The sequence below is a fragment of the Denitrificimonas caeni genome (genome assembly GCF_905120345.1).
GTDB classification, from domain to species: Bacteria; Pseudomonadota; Gammaproteobacteria; order Pseudomonadales; family Pseudomonadaceae; genus Denitrificimonas; species Denitrificimonas caeni_A.
Map to the genome: position 1 here is coordinate 14,484 of NZ_CAJHOA010000002.1, position 21,840 is coordinate 36,323.

Here is a 21,840-nt window from a genome sequence, read left to right on the forward strand (position 1 = left end):
CACCCCTAATACTTCAGAAAATACGTCTGCTGACTCAACATACGACTAGGAGTTGTTATGCCAATGCGCCCACCTTTCCATCACCAGCCGCTGTTAATCGCTTTGTTATTGGCCAATACCGCAGTGATTGCCGCAGAAAAACCAGCCACCCAATTTGATGCCATTACCGTCACCACCACCCGCAACGAGCAAAAACTCAGCGAAGTACCCAGCACGGTATCGGTGCAGAATGAACGGCAAATTGATCAGCAAAACATCAAAAACATTCAAGACTTGATTCGCTACGAACCGGGCGTCTCAGTCTCGGGCGGCAGCAGTCGCTTTGGCTTGTCGGGCTTTACCATTCGCGGGATTGGCGGCAATCGGGTACTGACGCAGGTGGATGGCATCAGCGTGGCCGACAGCTTTGCTTTTGGTGGTTTCTTAAATGCACGGCGTGATTACGTTGATCTGGATACGATCAAACAAGTGGAAATTATCCGTGGGCCAGCCAGCTCGCTGTATGGCAGTGATGCGATTGGTGGTGCGGTGAGTTTTATCACTAAAGATGCCGGTGATTATTTAGATGAAGGTGACGACATCTATGCCCGCCTGAAAACCGGCTACGACGGTGCCGATGACAGCTGGTTACGCAGCGCGACTGTCGCCGGTCGTTATGCTGCGCTGGACACATTAGTGCACCTCGGTCGCCGTACCGGTCAAGCCAGTGACAGTCATGGCAACCGCGGCGGCATTGGCGCGCAACGCACAAAAGCCAATCCACAAGACTACACACGTGACAACCTACTGACTAAATTCGGTTGGGATCTGAGCCCCGAGCAACGCGTCCAACTCACCTATGAAAACTTTGCCGATGACATCAATACTCAGGTATTAAGCAACTACAGCAACACCGCAACAATTCGTACTCAAGATGCCAAAGACAGCACCGACCGCCAGCGTTACTCCTTAGCGCACACATTAGACTTAAACAGTGCCCTCGCTGATCGTATAAATAGTCAACTGACCTATCAAGACAGCAAAACGCGACAGCGCACCTATGAGCAGCGCGTGCTGGGCGGACAAGAGCGGCTGCGCAGCCGCGACTCGGACTACCAAGAAAAACTCTGGGTGCTTAACAGTGTGCTCAATAAAGCATTTGTGGTCGGCGCCAGTCAGCATCAACTCACCTATGGCTTTGACCTGAAGCAGATGAAAAACTCTGACTTACGCGCCGGTGAAGAAACCGTGCTCAGCAGCGGCATCAGTACCGCTGTCTTACCCACCAGCGACTTCCCCGATCCGACCAACACCGAATATGCGCTGTTTATTCAAGATCAAATCCAAATCGGTCGCTGGACCTTCCTGCCTGGGCTGCGCTACGACCACTACAGCATGGAACCGAACGTCAAGCAGAGCTACCTCAACAGCAACGCCATCGACAGCAATCCTCGCAAGTACAGAGATTCCACTGTCTCACCCAAACTGGGCATCACCTTCCAGGTAGATGATCAACACAGCGTCTACGGTCAATACGCCGCCGGTTATCGTGCGCCGCAAGCGGTGGAGATTTTTGGTGAATTTGAAAACCCCGGCATGTACCGCACCTTAGCCAATACCGATCTGAAAGCCGAAACCAGCGACAGCTATGAACTGGGGCTGCGCGGTCAATACAGTGTCGGTAATATTGCACTGGCACTCTTCTATAACCGCTACCAGGACTTTATTGAACAAAGCAGTCGCCCCTCCAGCAAACCGGGCTACCCCTTTGGCGAGTTTCAGTATGTCAATAAAGACCGAGTCACCATTCGCGGTGCTGAAGTCAAAGGCGAGTTGTTTCTCGATGCTTTAGGTCTAGCAGACGGATGGCGCACACTCGGCAGTATTGCCTATGCTCGCGGTAAAGATCACGGCACCGGCGCAGCTATTAATAGTGTTGATCCTTTGAAAGGAGTGTTGAGCCTGGCCTACAGTCAGCCCAATGGTCAATTCGGCGGTGACCTCAGCTGGACACTGGTCGCGGCCAAAAACCGCTTTGATAAAACAGCAGCAAGCAATCAATATGCCACTAGCGGCTACGGCAGTTTAGATCTAAATGCTTGGTGGCAAGTGGATAGTCACTTCGCAATTAATGCCGGTTTATTTAACTTAACTGATAAACGGTATTGGAACTGGGGCGATGTACAAGGCCTCAGCAGCAGTGACAGCGGCCTAACCCGTGCCAGTCAACCGGGCCGCCACGCAGCGGTTAACTTAATCTGGGAATTGTAATAGTATTATTGACATCCTCCCCGACCTAAAGGACGGGGATTCCTACTGCTAGACGGCCATGCCCGACCACGAGAATGTTACGTGCCGCGTTTACATCGCGGTCGTGAGTGACACCGCACTCACACGTCCATTCTCTTATTCCAAGTCCTGCGATACCTTTCGGCCTGCTATCGGGCAGTGCGCCACAACAGCTACAGGTTTGGGTGGTGTATGCCTCGTTAACTTCCTTAAAAACAATGCCTGCGTGAGCGCATTTATAGTCCAACATTGTTTTTAATTGGCCCCAGCCAGCATCTAACACTGACTTGGCCATCTTGGTTTTAACGAGTTTTAAACTACTGACATTGCCCACATAGATCTCACCGCAGCGGTTGACCAGCTCGCGACTGAACTTGTGCAGCGTATCTTTTCTACGGTTAGCAATCTTGGCGTGAATGGTTTTGACTTGAGTTTTATTTCTAGCCCGTTGCGCGATGGCTAATTTCTCTTCAAGGCCACGGTAGAAACGACCCGCTTCCAGCTTTGTGCCATCTGAGCAGGTGGCTGTGTCGGTTAAGCCAAGGTCAATACCGATACGGTCTTGGCCTGCTGGTATCTCAGCCTGCACATCCACCACCACATTGAAGTACCAGCGGCCACGCGCATCCTCATTGAAACTGGCAGTACGAAAACGGTGCTGACCAAGGCCATAGCTGTCCCACACTCCAAAGTATTGGCCGTTGAAATAGACTTGCCCGCTTTTCCACTGTGCTGCACCGGTGTTTACCGGAATCCAGCCTAATGAGCGGCGTACGCCGCCTGACTTGCGCCAGTTCAGCCTGGTCTTGTTAAACTGTTTGCGGCGAGTCACGTACTCACCAGCAATGCACTGCAAGGTTTGGCTGTGCAAGCCCAGTTCCTTGCCTGCACCTTTCGTATAGGGATGCATATCGTAAGCTGATAGAAACACACTGCGCTCTTTGATCGAGCGCTGGCTTAATTCATTCACAAAGTTCCAGACGAAGTTCACGGCCATGGCTTGCTTGCGCAGCAATGAAATGTGCTTATCCTTGATACGAACTTTGAGTGTTTTGGTGTGCTTAATCATGCTGTATACAATACCAGTACTTACCCTTAGCGCCAATACTTTAGCAGTCTATTAAGGGGCGGCTTGCGCCGCCCTCGCTATCCATCCTCGCACTAAAAGTACGAGGTCTTTCGCGAAACTGATAATAACCTCAGTGATAAAAAGGTTTTCATGCAGAAACGACTATAGTAGCTTAGTATGATGGCCAGCGGGCCAAGGCTGGACACTTGCGAGCAACCTAAGTAGACTTGCAGACATAATTTTGTCAATGTAAAACCTATTACGTTCGCAATAAAAAATATTACATAGAAGCGGTACCTAACGAGGATGTTAAATATGCGCAAAACACTCATTTCAATGGCTATTGCCTTAGCTGCAGTATCAGGTTCAGCCATGGCTGACCAAGCAACTGTAAATGCTCTACAATCAGCTGGCATTACTATGACAGCAGCTCAGACTGAAGCAGTATCAGCTGCCCAAGGCGAGCAAATCGCTGCAGAAATTGACGCTCTTGTTGCTGCTAACCCAGCACAAGCCGCTGCAATTGTTAGCGCCGCTGTTAGCGCACACCCAGAACTGGCTGAAGCCATTGTTAGCGCTGCTGTTAAAGCCGCTCCAGGACAAGTAGGTGCGATCACTGCCGCAGCTGTTGCCGCCGCTCCAGGTCAAGAGTCAGCGATCACAGCAGCAGCAAACAGTGCCGTACAATCGACAGGTGGACTTAACGCAACAGGTAGTAACACCAGCATCCAAACCACTGGCACTCCTAGCAGCAGTGGCGGCGGCGGTGGTAGCAGTGTAGCCAGCCCTAATTAATTTGAGCTGATACATACTGCAACGACTTCACACTGCGATAAGATTGCATTCAGTCTTATCGCAGTTGTCTTCAAATACCTGCCACTTGCAGGAAGGGAAGCTGACAAAATGAGCAAAACTATCACTAAACACGCTCTGGCCATTGCCATAGCAGGCAGCCTGTGCGCAAACGCATGGGCTCTTGAGCCACAAAGCATTCGTTTAAGCGAAGGCGTAACCTTTACACCCTCACTTAAAGTCGCCGAATCGTACGATGATAACTTCCGTGCGGTCGAAAAAAGTAAAGATTCTTCTTGGATCACCACTATTGCACCAACCTTCCAGCTTAATGCTGACGGCCGCAAAAGTGCTTACCAGTTGAAATACACTGCTTCAAGCGACACTTTCCATTCAAGCCATAAAGACAACAACGTTGATCACCACTTCAACGCTGATGCAGGCTTTGATTTTGATGCACGTAACCGTCTCGCCTTGAATGCTGGTTACCATGATGTTGAAGAAACCGCATCAGCTGATCAAAAAATCGAAAACGATAAATTCAACACCAAGAACATTGGTGGTGTGTACACCTATGGCGCACAAAGCGCACGTACACAAATTGAATTAGGCACGAACTATGACGAATTGCGCTACACCAACGGCAACCGTCTAAACAGCGACAAAGAGCGCGATGCGATGGCATTACGTGCCACTGTATTTTACGCTGTAGCACCAAAAACCAAAGTATTGCTAGAAGGTCGTCACACTGATTACGACTACAAAACCTTTTCAGCTCGCGATAGCAAAAACAAAGCGCTATTGGCCGGTGTGACTTGGGAAGCAACCGCAAAAACTACTGGTACGTTCAAAGTCGGTCGTGAAAAGAAAGATTTTGACAAGAGCATCTTCGACGACAAGTCGACTGGTATGTGGGAAGCCGGCGTAACATGGGCACCGTTGACTTACTCAACGTTCGACCTAAACACCCGTCGCGGTTTTGACGAAGGTGAAGACAACGCCAGTGCGATCAAAACACAATCCACCCGTCTAGGCTGGAAACACTTCTGGATGGATCGTGTTTACACCGAAGCCAGCTACGCACGTAGTGACAGAAAGTATCAAGATATCAAGCGTGAAGATAACCGTGATGACTACGGTCTGAGCGTGACTTATCAAGCGCGTCGTTGGTTAGATGTTGGTCTAGGTTACACCTATGCTGACAACGATTCTGACGTAGCCAACGAAAGTTTCAAACGTAACATCTACGCGTTAACCTTTAACGCTAGCCTGTAAGTCGCACGACCCAAGAGAGGGGTCTTCTCCCCTCTCTTTTTTGTTAATGCACATAAAGAGAATTTTAGCCTAATGGCCATTCGGTATTTTACCAGTTTACTGATCTGCTTCTTGCTGGGCATGGGCCAATCAGTCGCTGCAGAAGGGAACTCAACTTACAAACTAGCCTCTGGTGATGTGATTCGCATCCATGTGTTTAGCGAGCCAGATCTTAGCTTTGAAGAAATTCGTCTCACCGACGCGGGTACGTTTTCCTACCCTTTTATTGGTGAAGTACGCGCCAAAGGTAAAACAGCTGCCGAGATTGAAAAAATTCTAGGTGACAAGCTGCAAGGTGACTTTTTAGTTGATCCACGTATTTCTATCAGCGTATTAGAGTACCGCGAGTTCTTTATCAGCGGTGAAGTCAAACAGCCAGGCGGCTATAAGTTTCAGCCCGGTCTGACCCTGCGTCGTGCGATCGCACTGGCCGGTGGTTTAACCGAGCGCGCTTCAACCAATCGCATCACCCTGATTCGCGACAATGACGATGATCGCAAACCAGCCCGTGCCGATTTAGACACCCCAGTAATGCCCGGTGACAGCATCAATATTGATCAAGGTTTCTTCTAAACCACCGCAGCAAACATGACACGTTTTTTGGATGCTAATCCGCCATTATTTTGAGTTTGGAACCCCATGGAAAGTAACCCTACAATAGCCTCGCGTAACATGATGACTCAGCAACGCGATGAAGCTGCTGATGATGAAATTGACCTGCTTAAGTTGTGGCAGGCGATCTGGCGGCGCAAATGGAGCATCATCACCCTCAGCTTAATCGTTATGATGGTTAGCGTGTTGGTCGTACTCAGCTTGACGCCGATTTACCGTGCCGCGACCACCCTGTTGATTGAGCAGAAACAAGCCAAAATCGTCTCCATTGAACAAGTCTACGGTTTAGACGGCAACAGCAACGAATACCTGCAAACTCAGTTTGAGCTATTAAAAGCCCGCTCATTAGCCGAGCGCATCGTCCGTGAACTCAACCTCACCACCCACCCAGAATTCGATCCACGCCAGCAACCTGAGCCACTGATCAACTTCAGTATCAAAGACTTGCTGAGCAACCTTAGTATTGACCAATTCATCCCCGGCATGATGCCCAGTGATTTAGAAGTCACCGAAGAAATGCTGGAAGAGCAAATCTTCGAGCAAGTCACCCAAGCCTTTATGAAGCGCATCAGCGTTGAACCACAAGGCAAAAGCCAACTGGTTAAAGTGCAAGTGGATATGGCTGACCCCGTATTAGCCACGCAGGCAGCCAACATGCTCTCCAATGGCTTTATTGAAAGCCAACTGGAAGCCAGCATGGAAATGTCGGTAACGGCGACCACTTGGATGAACAGCCGCATGGGCGAGCTGCGCAGCAAACTAAAAATCGCGGAAGACACCCTGCAAGAATACCGCGAGAAAGAAAATCTAGTCGATGTCGACGGTGTTTCCACGATCAGTGCCGCCGAGTTGGCCGCAACCAGCGAGCGTATGATTGATGCGCGTCGTAACCGTGCTGAAGCGGAAAGTATGTACCGCCAAGTGCAATCCATGCGCAACTCAGGCTGGGAAAAACTCGCCAGTGTCTCTGCAGTACTGGGTGACCCACTGATTCAACAGTTTAAAACCAACGAAGCCCGAGCTAAAGCCAAGGTTGACGAGCTGTCCAAGCGTTACGGTGCACGTCACCCAACCATGGAAGCCGCACGTACTGATTTAGCAGCAGCCCAAGCCAGCTTACGTGGACAAGTAGAGCAAGTCGTCGCCGGTATTGAGCGCAACTATCAACTGGCAGTCGCCAATGAAGGTTCTCTGCGCTCGTCAGTGAATATCAACAAAGCGCAAATTCAAGATATATCACGCAAAGAATTCAAACTGCGCGAATTGCAACGTGAAGTGGACAGCAACCGTGCGCTGTATGACACCTTCTTAACGCGCTTAAAAGAAACCGCAGCGACCAGTGACCTCGACAGTGCTAACGCGCGTATCGTTGATAAAGCCACTGTGCCGACCACACCGATCAAACCGAAAAAAGCGTTGATTGTGGTATTAGCGACTTTCCTCGCTGGTTTAGTCGGTGTTGGTTTAGTGCTGCTGCTAGAAGCACTGAATAACACCTTTAAAAGTACCGAAGAGATTGAAAACACGCTTAATCTACCGGTACTGGGCTTGTTACCTTTGGTCAATAAAAAAGACCGTAAACAAGTTGCTAACCTGTTCCATGATGACACCAATAAAAGCTTCTCCGAGTCGATCCGCACCATCCGTACCAGTGTGGTGTTATCGTCAATGGACACACCGCATAAAACCATCGTCATCACCTCATCGGTGCCAGGCGAAGGTAAATCAACGGTTGCGGCCAACTTAGCCTTTGCTTTAGGGCAGATGGAAAAGGTGCTGCTGATCGATGCGGATATGCGCCGTCCAACCTTAGCGAAAAACTTTAGCTTCCCAGTCGGTACACCCGGCTTAGCCAACCTGATTGCCGGTACGGCGCAGTTGGTAGAATGCATTAAGAATGTTGATGGCGTGGATATGCTCAGCGCCGGTGCGGTACCACCGAACCCGTTGGAACTGCTATCCAGCGAGCGCTTTATTGAAGTGATGGCGCTGTTAACCAGCAAATATGATCGCGTGATCATTGACTCGCCACCTACCCAAGCGGTGAGTGATGCCTTGGTGCTGAGCACCTTAGCCAACGCCTTGATTTATGTGATTCGCTCCGACCACACCGCTAAGCCTTTAGTGATCAAAGGTGTCGGACAATTACTGCAAAACAATGCGCCCGTCACCGGTGTCGTCCTCAACCAAGTCGATATCAAAAAAGCGCAGAAACACGGTTACAACTACGGTGGTTACTACGACTACTACGGTTACAGTTCCAGCGCGAAAGTCGTCAAACCTGACGCTAAAGCCTAAGCCAAGACAACGCCGGCCCGTGATACTGCCGGCGTTGTTTATCCAGGCCAAGCAATCACAGCTGAACTGCAGCGCATTCTTCAGTAGGATAAAGTTTAATCAGCTCGCAGCACAGCCCTTGCCCAACGGACGCCAGACGCCATGATTGATTTACACAACCACTTATTGCCTGGCATCGATGACGGTGCGCCAGATCTAGATACCGCCCTACAGTTGGCCGAGATGGCCGTTCGGCATGGCACCACGCATTTGGTCTGCACGCCACATATTCATCCCGGTCGCTATGACAACACCCCCAGCACGATCAATCAGGCCTTAGCGCTGTTTCAGCAAGGCCTCAACCAACACGATATCCCTCTGCAAGTCGCTGCGGCGGCGGAAGTACGCTTTGGTATGGAGTTGATGATTGGGGTGAAAAACAAGAGCATTCCCTTTTTAGGGCAATGGCAAGGTCAAAACGTCATGCTGCTTGAGTTTCCGCATGGCGAGATGCCCTTTGGCGCAGAACGGCTTACCGCGTGGTTGTTACAGCAGAGCATTATCCCGATGATAGCGCACCCTGAGCGCAACAAAGGCTTGATGCGTGACCCCGATAAACTCAACCCCTTTATTCAGCAAGGCTGCTTATTACAAGTCACCGCAGGCTCAGTCGCCGGTGATTTTGGTGAGGTGGCGCAAGAGTTAGCGGTGCAATGGCTGGAAAAAAACTGGGTGACCATTTTGGCCAGCGATGCGCACAATCTTGAGCACCGCCCACCCATTTTAACCACAGGCCTCGCGGCAGCCAGTGAAATACTCGGCGAAGACGCCGCACGACGGCTAGTGATTGATAACCCTTGGCAGATTGCCCAACAGCACTTTAATTAACGCTATGACCACAGAAACCGCTTCCCAGCGCAGTCGCTCGCGCACGCCACCGCTGTCTACTCAGGCTCGCCGCAGCATCGCGCTGATAGCCGGCCTGCTCGGTTTGGCCGCGCTTTATAGCGGTGGCCAGTTGCTGGTCGCCGGCATTGCCCATTTCCAAGCGCGCGCCTTTATTGAGCATTGGGAGCAGCAGACTAATCCGCCCAGTGAGCAAGCTTGGCAGGTCGCTGAACAGGCGATTAATCGAGCGATCAACGTCTACCCTGGGGCCAATGGCGAATACCTAGAAACCCAAGGCTATATCCAATTATGGCGCGCCTACGGTACCAATTTAAATGACCCCAGCGCCGAACCCTACCGCCAAGCGGCCGCGCAAGCCATGCGCCAAGCGACCCAAGCACGCCCGACTTGGCCGAGTGCCTGGGCCGGTTTAGCCTATAGCAAACTCACCTTGTTGGCGTTTGATGACGAGTTCACCCACGCCTTGCAACAAGCTCAGCACTTTGGCCCTTGGCGCATCGGCATCAACAGCCGCATCGCCGAAATCGGTCTGACCGCCTTCTCAGCACTGAACGCGGAACAACGCGCCATTGTTCTCACCTCAGTGCAACGCACAGCCGACTTCAGCCCCAAAGAGCGCAAGAAACTCTTTGAACTTGCCGCGCAAAGCAACAGTCTGACCTTTTTATGCAACACGCTAAACAGCCAAGAACCACCCTGCGCCAAGACAGCCCCTGCACGCCCGCAACCGCTCTTGTAGGAGCTGGCCATGCCTGCGACAGCTGCCTAACAACCCTGCAAACCTAAACAAACACAGCAGCAGATAACGACCACAACAAAAAAAACATTTAAGGACAGATCACTAATGAGCAACACCATGCAATTGACTGCACAAGACTTCGACCCACTCGGCCCGAAAACACGTATTTTCCGCCGCTGCTTATTTGTGCTCTATACAGGGCTATTAATTTACGGCCTATTCCGCCCTGCCGGCCCCACCAACTTATTTATAACCTCCGACAAAGCCCTGCACTTCTTAGGCTTTGCTGGCTTCGCCTTCACCACCCGTCTCGCCTTTGCCCGCGAGTCCGCCTGGAAAGTCTGGACGCTTATTATTCTCTGGGCACCGCTTTCCGAAGGACTCCAGCACAACATCGAATCCACACGTCAGTTCAGCTGGCTCGACATCTGCGCGAACTTTGCTGGCGTCGCCGCCGGCGCACTCTGCTGGTGGATCACCTTACGCCTCTACCAACACTGGAAAACCCGCCAGCCACAATATCGAGTAGGGTGAGGCTTTCGCCTCATCCCTCTCACAGAACCGTACGTACGGGCCTCGTATACGGCTCATGTTAACTTCTATTCAGCGTAAACACTGAACACCTTACCTGTCTCAACTCGCTCTATATTGACCAGCCCAAGCTCATAAAACCAGTGATTAGGCATCGCAAGATGCGCTAACGGGCTGGCGGCATTGCGCCATCTGGTCATGCTCATGAACTTAAAAGGTGCTTTGTGCCCTAATTGTTTCAAGCGTCGATGAAGTCGTGCGGGCTTCTTCCAGTGTTTAAGCTGGATTACTCGCAGCCGACGCCTTAACCATCCCGCCAGTGCTTTAAACACCCTGCTTGCATTGGCAATCCGAAAATACTGGCTAAACCCTCTAAGCATTGGATTGAGCGTTTGGATAGTCACTGCGAACGACTGGCCGTTATTACGCTTGGTCATGGCTTTAAGCTTCGCTCTAAAGGTTGTGATTTTCTTGGGTTGTATACGAGTGTATACCGTCCCAATTTCAACCCCTAAGAACTTGATGCCCTCATCGCTATGCGCTATGTGGGTTTTACGTTCATTAACGGTAAGCTTTAGGTCTTGCTCGAGTATCTTTCTTGCCTGCCGCAAGGCATTCTCAGCACCCAGACGACTGCGGCTAAAGATGAGGATGTCATCCGCATAGCGAACAATTCGCTGCCCTTGACGGCGCATTTGCTGGTCAAAAACATCAAGATAAATGTTCGCTAGTGACGGACTGATCACGCCACCTTGTGGACTGCCTAGGTCGCTGGCTTGCCATTGCCCTTCCACCAGGACACCGCTTTCTAAGAACTGTTTTATCAGTGCTAGGAAGCTGCTGTCGGTTATCCGCTGCCTGACACTATTAAGGATGAGCTCGTGATTGAGCGTGTCAAAGCACTTTGATAAATCCATATCCACCACATGTTGCAAATGGTATCTACGGATGAACAGAGTGGCTTTGTTAATCGCATCATGGCAGCTTCTGTGAGGGCGGTAAGCAAAGCTGGATGGGTGAAAATCAGGGTCGAAAATCGGCACCATCAGATCATTTACTGCTTGTTGAACGACTCTATCCCTAACAGTTGGGATGCCAAGCTGTCTGACGCCACCGTCCTCTTTGGGTATTTCTACCCGTCGGACGGGTTGCGCTCGGTACTGTTTGGTTTTGAGTTCAAGAAAAAGCTGGTTGAGGTTCACCTGCAAGTTAGCACCAAAGTCGCTTAGGCTCTGCCCATCAATTCCGGCCGCGCCTTTTGCTCGTTTGACGTTCTTGTAGCTGTTTAGTAGCAGTGTCTTGTTAAGCAGCTGCCCGTATAAGCTGCAGTAAACCCGCATTCACTTCTTCCCGCGCACTGTGTCGCATGTGGGGTCAGTCATTGATTATCGGTGTGGATCTGTTTCGAACCCGTCATGTAGCGTTCTAGCACTTGGCAATCTACTACAGCGGACTGGTCTACTCCCCTGCACGGTTTCTCGACTGAGCCACTGCTTTCCAGCAGCAACCCAGTCGCAAGACCTCGATAGCGATTCGATTGGTGTACCACCAATAATCAGCAACTGTTCATCATGCTGTTAAAGTTAACTTCCTCCCTTCGCAACACGACCTGCTTTTGACAGGCCATGCTCCACTAGACTGAGCCAGTGGTCAGCTCGGTTTTATCCTCCACGCCATTACTGGGCTTCATTGGCCTAACCTTGATCACTACTACGGATTCATCTGCCACCTCACACACACTCACCGCTTGGCTTTCACCTTGCTAACGAGCGCCCAACTGCTTGGGTGATGTGCCAGGCTTCCCCAGTTACTGCACCGGCTCCCTGCAAGATATGCCACCCTCAAACACATATTAGGTCTGACCAAGTATTGGGCTTTGCGCTATTTTGCACGCTGACCCACCTAACATGCCGAAACAGGTTCGCTTTCGCTGTGTACATCTTACTTCCTATGGCTTCCTTCAGACCCTGCCGTTAGCCAGCAGCGCCCTTGCCATTCGGATTACCTTCCCCTTAGTCTGGGTGGTTCAGGTTTCTTGCAACCTGACGGGTTTGCCAGCTTCGCTGGGCAAACAAAAAAACGCCCACACGGGCGTTATGCCGAGCAAAAAGCTCTCGATTAATCAACGCCGATACCCAAGAAAAAAAGCTTTGTCACAGATAATAATTTAGATAAGTATAAACACTGACGTCAGCTACAAGTGTAATTTAAGCAGTCCGACTAGTAATAAATTTAACAACCGAGGCCTAGACTTAATATTAAGCCTAGGCCTACAGTAAATTTTTATTATATTAACATTAATTCAAAATATTATTGGAAAATAGAACAATTATGTACTCTTTATAGCCTGCTCTAACTTGCAAATAAACAAATCTGCATGTGATTTATTAAAACATAAAGGTGGGCGTATTTTAAGTGTATTAGCATACTTCCCAGCACCACCGAGAAGAACACCATTTTGCCTTAATGTATTCATTATAGCGGTCGCTCTCTCTGCATCTGGAGCATTGACATCACCGTCTTTACTGACATCCGCACCTAAAAACAAACCCACCCCGCGCACATCAGAAATACATGGGTATTGCGCTTGAAGCTGGTAAAGCCCATTTTTTAAGTAGCCTCCAACCTCATTAACCTTCGCAATAAGCCCCTCTTCCTGGATTGTTTCTAAAACAGCGAGGGCGGCAGCGGCAGCAACGGTTGAACCACCAAAGGTGTTGAAATACCCTGCTTCGATGCTTAAACTCTCAAGCAAATCGAGTCTCGATGCTAGACCTGCAACAGGATAACCATTGCCCATAGGCTTGCCCATGGTAATAATATCTGGAATAACAGCGTGACGCTCAAACCCCCACATTGATTCGCCTGTACGCCCAAAGCCTGGCTGAACTTCATCAGCAATGAATAATCCGCCTCTACTTTTTACGATATCTACTCCCTTTTTAATAAAACCTTTTGGATCACTATAAACCCCGTCACTGGAAAAAATCGTATCGATCAATAATGCGGCACATCCATAACCTCTGTCTTCTAGCTTATCGATTGCATCCATTACACTTTGGGCAAACCATTCTTCTATTTGGTCTTTATTGATATTAATCGGTGCAACAGGAATAGTGACAACATGGTCGGGTAGTTTCTGAATCTTATATGCAGAAGGTGACACCTCAGTTACCGCTGTTGAATTTCCATGATAAGCGGCTTCCGATACAATAAATCCTTTTTTCTTAGTGTATGTTGTCGCTAAGCGCATCGCTAAATCATTACTTTCAGTACCCGTACAGGTCATCACCAATCGATTAATTGATTCAGGCATAGTCCCTAAGAGTTTTTCAGCATAGATATGCATAGTCTCATGCAAATATCGCGTATGTATATTGACGTTACGCATTTGATCATGAACAGCCTCAATCACTTTAGGATGGCAATGTCCCAATGATGGCACGTTATTATATACGTCTAAAAACTGCCGACCATTACTATCATACAACCATGTTCCTTCACCACGTACAATATGAAGTGGCTCTTGATAGAATAACATGGTGGTCGGACCAACATTATTAAGCCTACTTTTAACAAGCGCAGATGTTTTTTCATCTAAAGTATTGGCTGCATCAAGATTAAAAGCATTCTGCGCAAGAATATCTCTAACTTTGCTCATCGTAAACATACCTCTGAATAATTAAAAATCATACTAATGTATTTGCACTAACGAATGTCTTTGCCAAACTGACCGTGCCGTCCGTATAAGCAGCGCCAAGTTTTTTATTTTCTGTAGTATGACTATGCGATGCTAACCAAGCCGTTAACATAATTCTTCTAAGCATGATAAACGTATCAATCTCGTCTTCATCCGCTTGACTAAAATCAGTCACTGAACGATAGCCTTTAACCCAAGAAAGCTTAAGTTCATTGACTCCTGGGTCGAGTTCATGAAAGCTGATAGCTGCAGCAAAATCGTATGAAAACCAAGCAAACCCACAATCATCAAAATCAATAATATTCATTGAATTTTGATTAATTAAAAGATTAGCGAGCCTTAAATCTGCGTGCACCAAGCCAAACCGACTTGAATCTTTGCCATACCGTTCCAGTCTTTCCTCTATAATCTCAATGGCCCGACTAATCACCTCAGCGCCGCCGGCATCAAGATGAGCAGCCTTGCGCCAATCACCCCAATAGCCATTGGCACCAATTGAATTATCAACTGACCAATATTTTCTAGTAAATCCGCTCGGTCGATCCCATGTTTTAGAATGTTGATGCAGTTTTGCTGTGATGCTACCGAGCTCTGCAAACCAAGTCGCCAGATCTGTATTTACCTCAGGTTCTTGACCCGCGACAAAATCAAACGCAACAACGAAATGCTCTGCCTCGCCCACATTAACTGTCGTTATAATCTCACCGCTTGTTGTTTTAATCGGCGCTGGAGTATTGAGCACCTCACCCTCTTTAAGCGCCATAATCCAAGACAGTTCAGACTGCACTTCATCATAACTATGGTAGCCATTGGCATGGACTCTAATTATAATTTTCTTATTATTGTCAGTTGCCATGAAAGTTGCGTTTTCTGAAACAGTGAGCAATGCTATCTGCGCGTCATGGGTCATCCCCCAACGATCAACTATATTTTTCAATCCTATTAGAAAACCATTAATTAGCTTATCTGTATACATATCAACACCAAAAATTATATTTATTATATAAGTAAGCAAGTCATATTCTAGCCAGTAAAATATTCAGCAAATAAAATCTGACCTGCTTATATTTAATCGAACGCTACAACTAAACTAAGATTTACTTAAGTTCTCTTTCAGCGGCTTGAATTGCTTCAAACTCTTCCTCTGGTGCTTTAGCTACAAGATGATGACGGCTGTATAGAATGAAATAAGCGAGCATTACACCATAGACAACCGCACTCCACAGAGCGGCTTCCTGACTCACAAGAAAGGTGGATGCCAGTGCTATCAAAGACAAAATCAATGCAACAGATGACGTAAAGATCCCGCCTGGTGTTTTATAAGGGCGGTCTAGAGCTGGCTCTTTAATTCTAAGAACAATGTGTGATGCCATCATTAATGCATAAGACACCGTTGCACCAAATACTGCCATAGTGATCATCAAGTCGCCTTTGCCGGTCAGAGAGCAGAGAAAACCAATCACACCAGGTACAACCAACGCATACACAGGAACTTTTCTACGTCCGGTGACTGACAAAAAACGTGGCAGATAACCCGCTCGCGAGAGTGCAAACAGTTGACGCGAATATGCATAGATAACAGAGAAAAACGATGCGATTAAACCGAACAGACCAACCACATTCAAAAGTGCTGCAATTCTTGAGTTTTCACCATATGCAGCCTGAAATGCGCCGACTAAAGGTGCAGCATGTTCTGACATGACTTTTGCACCAGCACCACCTGGCGCAAGTAACAACACCAAAAACGCAAATACTGTCAGGATACACATCGCAGTAATAATGCCTTTTGGTACATCTTTGGCTGGGTTTGTTGATTCTTCAGCGGCTAACGGCACACCCTCAACAGCCAAAAACAGCCACATCGCAAAAGGCAGAGCAGCCCAAATCCCCATGTAGCCGAAAGGTAGAAATGCACTGCTACCAACAGCCTCTGTAACCACTGGAATATCTGTGAGATTTTCCATATTGAAGTGAGGCAGCATACCGAGGAAAAACACTAATAACGCAATCACAGCAATGGCTGTAATACCCATCATAATTTTTAGTGCTTCACCCGCTCCAAATAGATGTATACCAATGAATACCACATAAAATGCGGCATATACGACGGGGCCATTAATGCCAATTAATTCACTGACATAACCACCTATGAAAATCGCAATGGCAGTTGCCGCAATAGCGTATTGCAGCAAAATTGCAGCGCCTGTCATAAAGCCCCCTAGAGGACCGAAAGCTCGACGGGCAAAAGAATAGCCGCCACCCGCGGTAGGCAGCGAGGAGGATAACTCTGCTAAAGAGAAAACCATCGCAAAATACATGATCGCCATTAGCACTGTTGCGACCAGAAGCCCACCAAAACCACCTTGGGCTAAGCCAAAGTTCCAGCCGGCAAAGCTTCCAGAAATCACATAGGAAATACCTAAGCTCGCTAATAGCACCCAGCCGACGGCGCCTGATTTGAGCTGTCTTTTTTCGAGGTAGCTGTCCGGCACAGAATCATAGTCAGCGCCATGCACGTGCACTTTTATACTGCTTGAGTTGCTCATATAAACTCCAATTCATTATTTTTATTTTGAAATCTCTACAACTTTCATGAACTTTTTAGCGCTGCAATTAAAAGAAACCCATCGGTTTCACGTCATAGCTCACCAGTAGGTTTTTGGTCTGCTGGTAAGAGTCGAGCATCATTTTGTGGTTTTCACGGCCGACACCGGACTTCTTATAACCACCGAACGCAGCGTGTGCTGGGTATAGGTGATAGCAGTTGGTCCACACACGACCGGCTTTGATCGCACGGCCGACACGGTAAGCGCGATTAATGTCGCGGGTCCACAGACCAGCGCCCAACCCGAACTCAGTGTCATTGGCAATTTCTAAGGCCTCAGCTTCGTCTTTAAAGGTAGTGATGCTGACCACTGGACCAAAAATTTCTTCTTGGAACACCCGCATTTTGTTGTGACCTTTTAGTAGGGTCGGCTGGATGTAATAGCCGCCACCTAAGCTACCGCTGAGCTGCTCTACCGCGCCGCCTGTAAGTAGCTCTGCACCCTCTGCCTTGGCAACCTCCATATAGCTGAGAATTTTTTCAAACTGTTGTTCGGAGGCTTGCGCGCCGACCATGGTCTCAGTATCCAGCGGATCACCACGTTTGATCTGGGCAATTTTCTTCATCACTTCTTGCATGAAGGCAGGGTAAATCGACTCTTGTACCAGCGCACGTGATGGACAGGTGCACACTTCACCTTGGTTGAAGAAAGCTAAAACCAAACCTTCAGCAGCTTTTTCGATAAAACTCGGTTCGGCCTGCATGATGTCTTCGAAAAAGATGTTAGGTGACTTACCACCCAACTCCACAGTACTTGGAATGATGTTTTCCGCAGCGCATTTCATGATGTGCGCACCGACAGGGGTGGAACCGGTAAAGGCAATTTTAGCAATCCGCTTACTAGTCACCAGCGCTTCACCGGCTTCGCGGCCAAAACCTTGCACCACGTTAAGTACGCCAGGCGGTAGCAAATCGCCGATCAGCTCCATTAGCACAGTAATGCCTAGAGGCGTTTGCTCAGCCGGCTTGAGCACTACGCAGTTACCTGCAGCCAGAGCAGGCGCGAGTTTCCAAGCGGCCATCAGTAGCGGGAAGTTCCAGGGAATGATCTGACCTACCACACCCAACGGCTCGTAGAAGTGATAAGCGGCGGTCATTTCGTTGATTTCTGCTGCACTGCCTTCTTGCGCTCGGATGCAACCGGCAAAGTAACGGAAGTGGTCAGCGGCCAGAGGAATATCGGCATTCAGGGTTTCACGAACCGCTTTACCATTATCCCAGGTTTCGGTGATGGCCAGAACTTCAAGGTTTTCTTCAATGCGGTCAGCAATTTTCAGCAGCACCAGTGAGCGATCTTGCGCTGAGGTTTTACCCCACGCATCAGCAGCAGCGTGGGCGGCATCAAGCGCCTTTTCAATGTCTGCAGCGCTAGAGCGCGGAAACTCAGCAATCGGCAGACCGTTAACCGGTGACGAATTGGTGAAGTACTCACCATTGACTGGGGCGACGAACGTACCACCGATGTAGTTTTCGTAGCGTGTCTTAAAGGAGACAAGGGAACCCTCGGTTCCTGGCTGGGCGTAAATCATTATTGTTAGCCTCTTATTTTTATAAATAACGAGGCCCAAGAGTCTGTCAAAACTTCGCAGCTGTCTTGACATCAAACACGAATACCTTGACATGACTTTTATCAAAGCTAATTTTTAGACTAATGCTGCTCACTCTGCGCCAACATCTAGCGTGGTTTGACCAGCAAAACTGCGCGCCAAACCTAGCTATGCAGCAGTTGACATGAGTTACACAGAGCTGAGTATTGAAACGCAGGCCATGCTATAAATAGACTTAAGTCATAGCCTTAAACGAGTCAGTTATAGCGCGGCAGCCCGCAATCGAAAGATAAAGCGTGATAGCCTCGCGACTAAATAGACACAAGGCTGCTGATTGACAGCTTTCGGTGTCGTTGCAGGTCTCGAACAAAGAGTAGACTGACTCTAGGTGATGGTCGGCTGGAGCACGCGGCTTGCGCTAAAGGACAATTTTATTCTCTACAAATAACTGATAAACTGCGCACTCTCAATATTCGAACACAGCTCTTTTTGAGCAAACAATAAAGAATGTTAGCGCCAGATATTGCAGTATGCAAATAACCCAAGGAAGGTTTTAACGATCTAGACAATTAATGCTAATTAAAATATTACATTCACATGAGAGCGCTACTTTGTAACTAAGTAAGTTTAGATAAATAGCTATATTTCGTAAATTTATTAGAGCTTAGATCATTGTGAAACCTATACATTCCGATAAAAAAAAATTAGCACCAAAAGTCATGGCCTCTGCAGCCAGTGGTATTATCGACATGATTAAAAACCACGGTGGCGATGTCGAGTCTATATTAGGTAACTCAGGAATCAGCACATCTGCAATTATAAGCCCTGCGCATGAGTTAGACCTTGTAAAATACTGCGATCTATTTGATGTCTCAGCAAAGCTCACTAACAACTATTACTTCGGTTTATCATTTGGGTCATCCTTCAAACCTAGCAAGCTTGGTGCAATTGGTTATTTAATCATTAACTCTCCGACTCTTTCAGCAGCACTGAACAACCTGGTCAGTTACTTCCCTGCGCATCAAGACAACAGCATTGTATCGCTCACTCAAAATCGAGGGATCTATCAACTTAATTATGAGATTACCGATCCTAGAGTGTTAAATCGACGCCAAGATGCCGAAGTATCAATAGGCATGTTTTGCAATATATTTAAGCACTGTCTTGGCGATCGATGGACCCCCATAGAAATTCACTTTTCACACCATAAAATTGATGACAGCGTAGCAATCTATGAAAAAGTATTTGGCTGCCCTGTTCTTTTCAATCAAAGTATAAATTCAATCTTATTTCGGCATTCAGAATTCAATGCCATCATGCCTAATAACGACCCTTTTCTTTTCGCAGTGCTTGAGCCAGATCTATCCAAGCGCAGGCATGCACGATCTTCGCCTGATGACCTTTTTATGGAAATTAAGCACTTTGTCAAAACAAATATTGGCGAATCGGTGCCTACTCTGGCCAGTACGGCAAAAAACTTTTGTCTTTCTCCTGCTGATTTTCAACGTGAATTGAAAAACAAAGGTTCTTCTTTTAATGATATTTTGAAAAATACTCGCAAAGAGCTTGCCTTAAAATACATTGGCGAAACAGATATAAAATTAACCGAAGTCGCCTTTGCATTAGGTTACTCAGAGCTGTCAGCATTTTCTCGAGCATTCAAATATTGGACGAATATGTCCCCACAGCAATATCGACAACTGGTACACGTAACAACAACCACACCAAGCACAACTCAGATCAGCAGCTAGAGCGACCCAATGCTGAGCTAATCGTAATGTTCCTGGGCGAAAGCCTATCGATGTCAGCAGTGCGGGTATGCGGCAGTCGCAGGCATGGTCAGCTCCTACAAGAGCACACCCCCGCCAGCAAAAACACACCCTGTCAGCCAGAACACATCATGCCAGCAAGAGCACAGCCCACCTACAGCGCGCTTCTAAACCTCAACCTTCTTGCGCCGATCTTTACTGTGGTTATTCGCCAGCACAGCCAGGGCGCACATCACCACAAAGGTTGCGGCATTGGCGGGGATTTGCAGATTAAAATCCACCGTTGCATGCGCCAACAAAGCAATAATCCCCATCGCCGCACCAAAACCAACCCCGCCCCGATACAACGACTTCTGCTGCCAAAGCGCTTTAAACGCCCAATACAAGGCCATCAACACAAACACAATTAAAGGCACAAAACCCAACGCCCCGTACTCAATCGCAAACTGAATATAATCATTGTGGGCTAGATCAAAGTGCAAACGGATATCTTCACCGGCATATTGCGGGAACACCGCTTCAAAACTACCCGCACCCTGCCCCGTAATCGGCTTATCCTTCGCCAACGGCAACGCATATAAAAACACATCACCACGAATCTCATTGGCATGCTGCACAATTTCGCCATTGACCACGGTATCGGTCAAGCGCGTACTCATCACGCGATCTTTCAAACGCTCCAAACCAAAATACTGACTGATCACCATCACATCAATCAACACCAAACTGGCCAAGATCAAACTATTACGCAGACGGTTCTGTTTATTTCTCAGAATAAAAAAGCCACCCACAATCGCCAGCCCAACAAAAAACGACGCATTACCACCGCGTGAATGCGTCATCACCAAGGCAATCACCATGATCACCAAAGCCAAACGCAAACGCGCTTTCGGGCCCATCAGCAATTCAATCAACTGCGACCAACTAAAAGGACGGGTATCGCGCAACGCCAACAGCAAGCCAATTCCCGCCGCCAGACACAACTCTAAATAACCGGCCATGCTATTACGGTTAATAAACGTACCGGTGGCATCGCGATTGACATAGCCGAGAAAACTTTCCATGCCAGTCAGTGACATAAAGGTGCCATAAAACGCCTGTAACGTACCACTCACCACCAAGGTGCCAAGCAATAAACTCACGCGTTTACGAGTATGGAAAATATTGATAATAACCAGAAACAGCAGCGTATAACCCACGCCAAGAAGCAATGCTTGCGCCGAAGCACCACTGTCCATCGAGAGACCCGTCAACCACTGCACCGCTACCCAAACCTGGCTCAGCAGCAACATCGCCAACATCGGCAAAGCAGGCTTGAGGGCTTTACTTTGTTTAAATACCCCGCGCCATTGACCGATCGCCCACAGCACAGCCGCCAGACCAATAAACAGACTAAACAGACCGATTGCCCAGTCACGATTAGTGCCCACCGGTAACGGCAAACCCACCAAAATAATTAGAGTCAGTACAAGAAGGATACGATCGAGTCGAGAAGATTCAGCAGGCATGGGATTCCGTCAGGCTATGCCAAGCGACATAGCACAGAGTGGCCACGCTTGGGTATAGTAAAAAGGCGCTAGTTTAACAGACCCAGCGCCAAAAACACTACAACCACCCTACACATACACATCCACTGTAGGAACTGGCCATACTTGCGACAGCGTTAACCCAACCCCATACAATCCCAGCAAGCACGGCGCCCTCCTGT

General features: G+C 48.3%; 16 protein-coding genes. 9 read left to right on the top strand and 7 right to left on the bottom strand.

What is annotated here, in order from left to right:
* Positions 1-57: 57 nt before the first annotated feature.
* Positions 58-2,250 carry a TonB-dependent hemoglobin/transferrin/lactoferrin family receptor gene (locus tag JYJ62_RS03680; protein ID WP_205340867.1) on the top strand — a complete coding sequence of 731 codons (2,193 nt, stop codon included), beginning with the start codon at positions 58-60 and terminating at the stop codon, positions 2,248-2,250.
* A gap of 25 nt (positions 2,251-2,275) precedes the next feature.
* On the opposite strand, the gene JYJ62_RS03685 is transcribed toward JYJ62_RS03680, so the two are convergent.
* Entirely contained in the window at positions 2,276-3,337 is a 1,062-nt protein-coding gene (locus JYJ62_RS03685) for an RNA-guided endonuclease InsQ/TnpB family protein (RefSeq protein ID WP_205340868.1), read from the bottom strand.
* A gap of 315 nt (positions 3,338-3,652) precedes the next feature.
* Here JYJ62_RS03685 and JYJ62_RS03690 point away from each other — a divergent pair, with 315 nt between their 5' ends.
* The 7 genes from JYJ62_RS03690 to JYJ62_RS03720 all read left to right on the top strand — a co-directional run bounded on the left by JYJ62_RS03690 (position 3,653) and on the right by JYJ62_RS03720 (position 10,514).
* On the top strand, positions 3,653-4,132 hold the full coding sequence (locus JYJ62_RS03690) for a hypothetical protein (protein ID WP_205340869.1): 480 nt from the start codon (positions 3,653-3,655) through the stop codon (positions 4,130-4,132).
* A gap of 108 nt (positions 4,133-4,240) precedes the next feature.
* Positions 4,241-5,404 carry an outer membrane beta-barrel protein gene (locus JYJ62_RS03695; RefSeq protein WP_205340870.1) on the top strand — a complete coding sequence of 388 codons (1,164 nt, stop codon included), beginning with the start codon at positions 4,241-4,243 and terminating at the stop codon, positions 5,402-5,404.
* A 72-nt stretch (positions 5,405-5,476) separates the two neighbouring features.
* Positions 5,477-6,016 carry a polysaccharide biosynthesis/export family protein gene (locus JYJ62_RS03700; RefSeq protein ID WP_205340871.1) on the top strand — a complete coding sequence of 180 codons (540 nt, stop codon included), beginning with the start codon at positions 5,477-5,479 and terminating at the stop codon, positions 6,014-6,016.
* A gap of 66 nt (positions 6,017-6,082) precedes the next feature.
* The gene (locus JYJ62_RS03705) at positions 6,083-8,353 is read left to right on the top strand and encodes a GumC family protein (RefSeq protein ID WP_205340872.1); all 2,271 of its coding nucleotides are present in this window, start codon (positions 6,083-6,085) and stop codon (positions 8,351-8,353) included.
* A gap of 141 nt (positions 8,354-8,494) precedes the next feature.
* A complete protein-coding gene (locus JYJ62_RS03710; protein WP_205340873.1) occupies positions 8,495-9,220 on the top strand; it encodes a tyrosine-protein phosphatase in 726 nt (241 codons plus the stop codon).
* Positions 9,221-9,224: 4 nt separating this feature from the next.
* Entirely contained in the window at positions 9,225-9,980 is a 756-nt protein-coding gene (locus JYJ62_RS03715; protein WP_205340874.1) for a VpsP family polysaccharide biosynthesis protein, read from the top strand.
* Between the two features lie 105 nt (positions 9,981-10,085).
* Positions 10,086-10,514 (top strand): VanZ family protein, encoded by a 429-nt coding sequence (locus JYJ62_RS03720; protein WP_205340875.1) that lies wholly within the window; start codon positions 10,086-10,088, stop codon positions 10,512-10,514.
* 65 nt (positions 10,515-10,579) lie between these two features.
* Here JYJ62_RS03720 and ltrA read toward each other — a convergent pair whose 3' ends face one another.
* The 5 genes from ltrA to JYJ62_RS03745 all read right to left on the bottom strand — a co-directional run bounded on the left by ltrA (position 10,580) and on the right by JYJ62_RS03745 (position 18,345).
* Entirely contained in the window at positions 10,580-11,851 is a 1,272-nt protein-coding gene (ltrA, locus tag JYJ62_RS03725; RefSeq protein WP_205340876.1) for a group II intron reverse transcriptase/maturase, read from the bottom strand.
* Between the two features lie 989 nt (positions 11,852-12,840).
* Complete coding sequence (locus JYJ62_RS03730; RefSeq protein ID WP_205340877.1) at positions 12,841-14,172, bottom strand: aspartate aminotransferase family protein; 1,332 nt, start codon at positions 14,170-14,172, stop codon at positions 12,841-12,843.
* Between the two features lie 28 nt (positions 14,173-14,200).
* Positions 14,201-15,187 (bottom strand): phosphotransferase enzyme family protein, encoded by a 987-nt coding sequence (locus tag JYJ62_RS03735; RefSeq protein WP_205340878.1) that lies wholly within the window; start codon positions 15,185-15,187, stop codon positions 14,201-14,203.
* A 121-nt stretch (positions 15,188-15,308) separates the two neighbouring features.
* The gene (gene eat / locus JYJ62_RS03740; RefSeq protein WP_205340879.1) at positions 15,309-16,757 is read right to left on the bottom strand and encodes an ethanolamine permease; all 1,449 of its coding nucleotides are present in this window, start codon (positions 16,755-16,757) and stop codon (positions 15,309-15,311) included.
* Between the two features lie 67 nt (positions 16,758-16,824).
* The gene (locus JYJ62_RS03745) at positions 16,825-18,345 is read right to left on the bottom strand and encodes an aldehyde dehydrogenase family protein (RefSeq protein WP_205340880.1); all 1,521 of its coding nucleotides are present in this window, start codon (positions 18,343-18,345) and stop codon (positions 16,825-16,827) included.
* A 692-nt stretch (positions 18,346-19,037) separates the two neighbouring features.
* Between JYJ62_RS03745 and JYJ62_RS03750 the strand changes: the two genes are divergently transcribed.
* Positions 19,038-20,114 (top strand): AraC family transcriptional regulator, encoded by a 1,077-nt coding sequence (locus JYJ62_RS03750; RefSeq protein WP_205340881.1) that lies wholly within the window; start codon positions 19,038-19,040, stop codon positions 20,112-20,114.
* A 185-nt stretch (positions 20,115-20,299) separates the two neighbouring features.
* Here JYJ62_RS03750 and JYJ62_RS03755 read toward each other — a convergent pair whose 3' ends face one another.
* Positions 20,300-21,640 carry an O-antigen ligase family protein gene (locus JYJ62_RS03755; protein ID WP_205340882.1) on the bottom strand — a complete coding sequence of 447 codons (1,341 nt, stop codon included), beginning with the start codon at positions 21,638-21,640 and terminating at the stop codon, positions 20,300-20,302.
* Between the last annotated feature and the right edge of the window lie 200 nt (positions 21,641-21,840).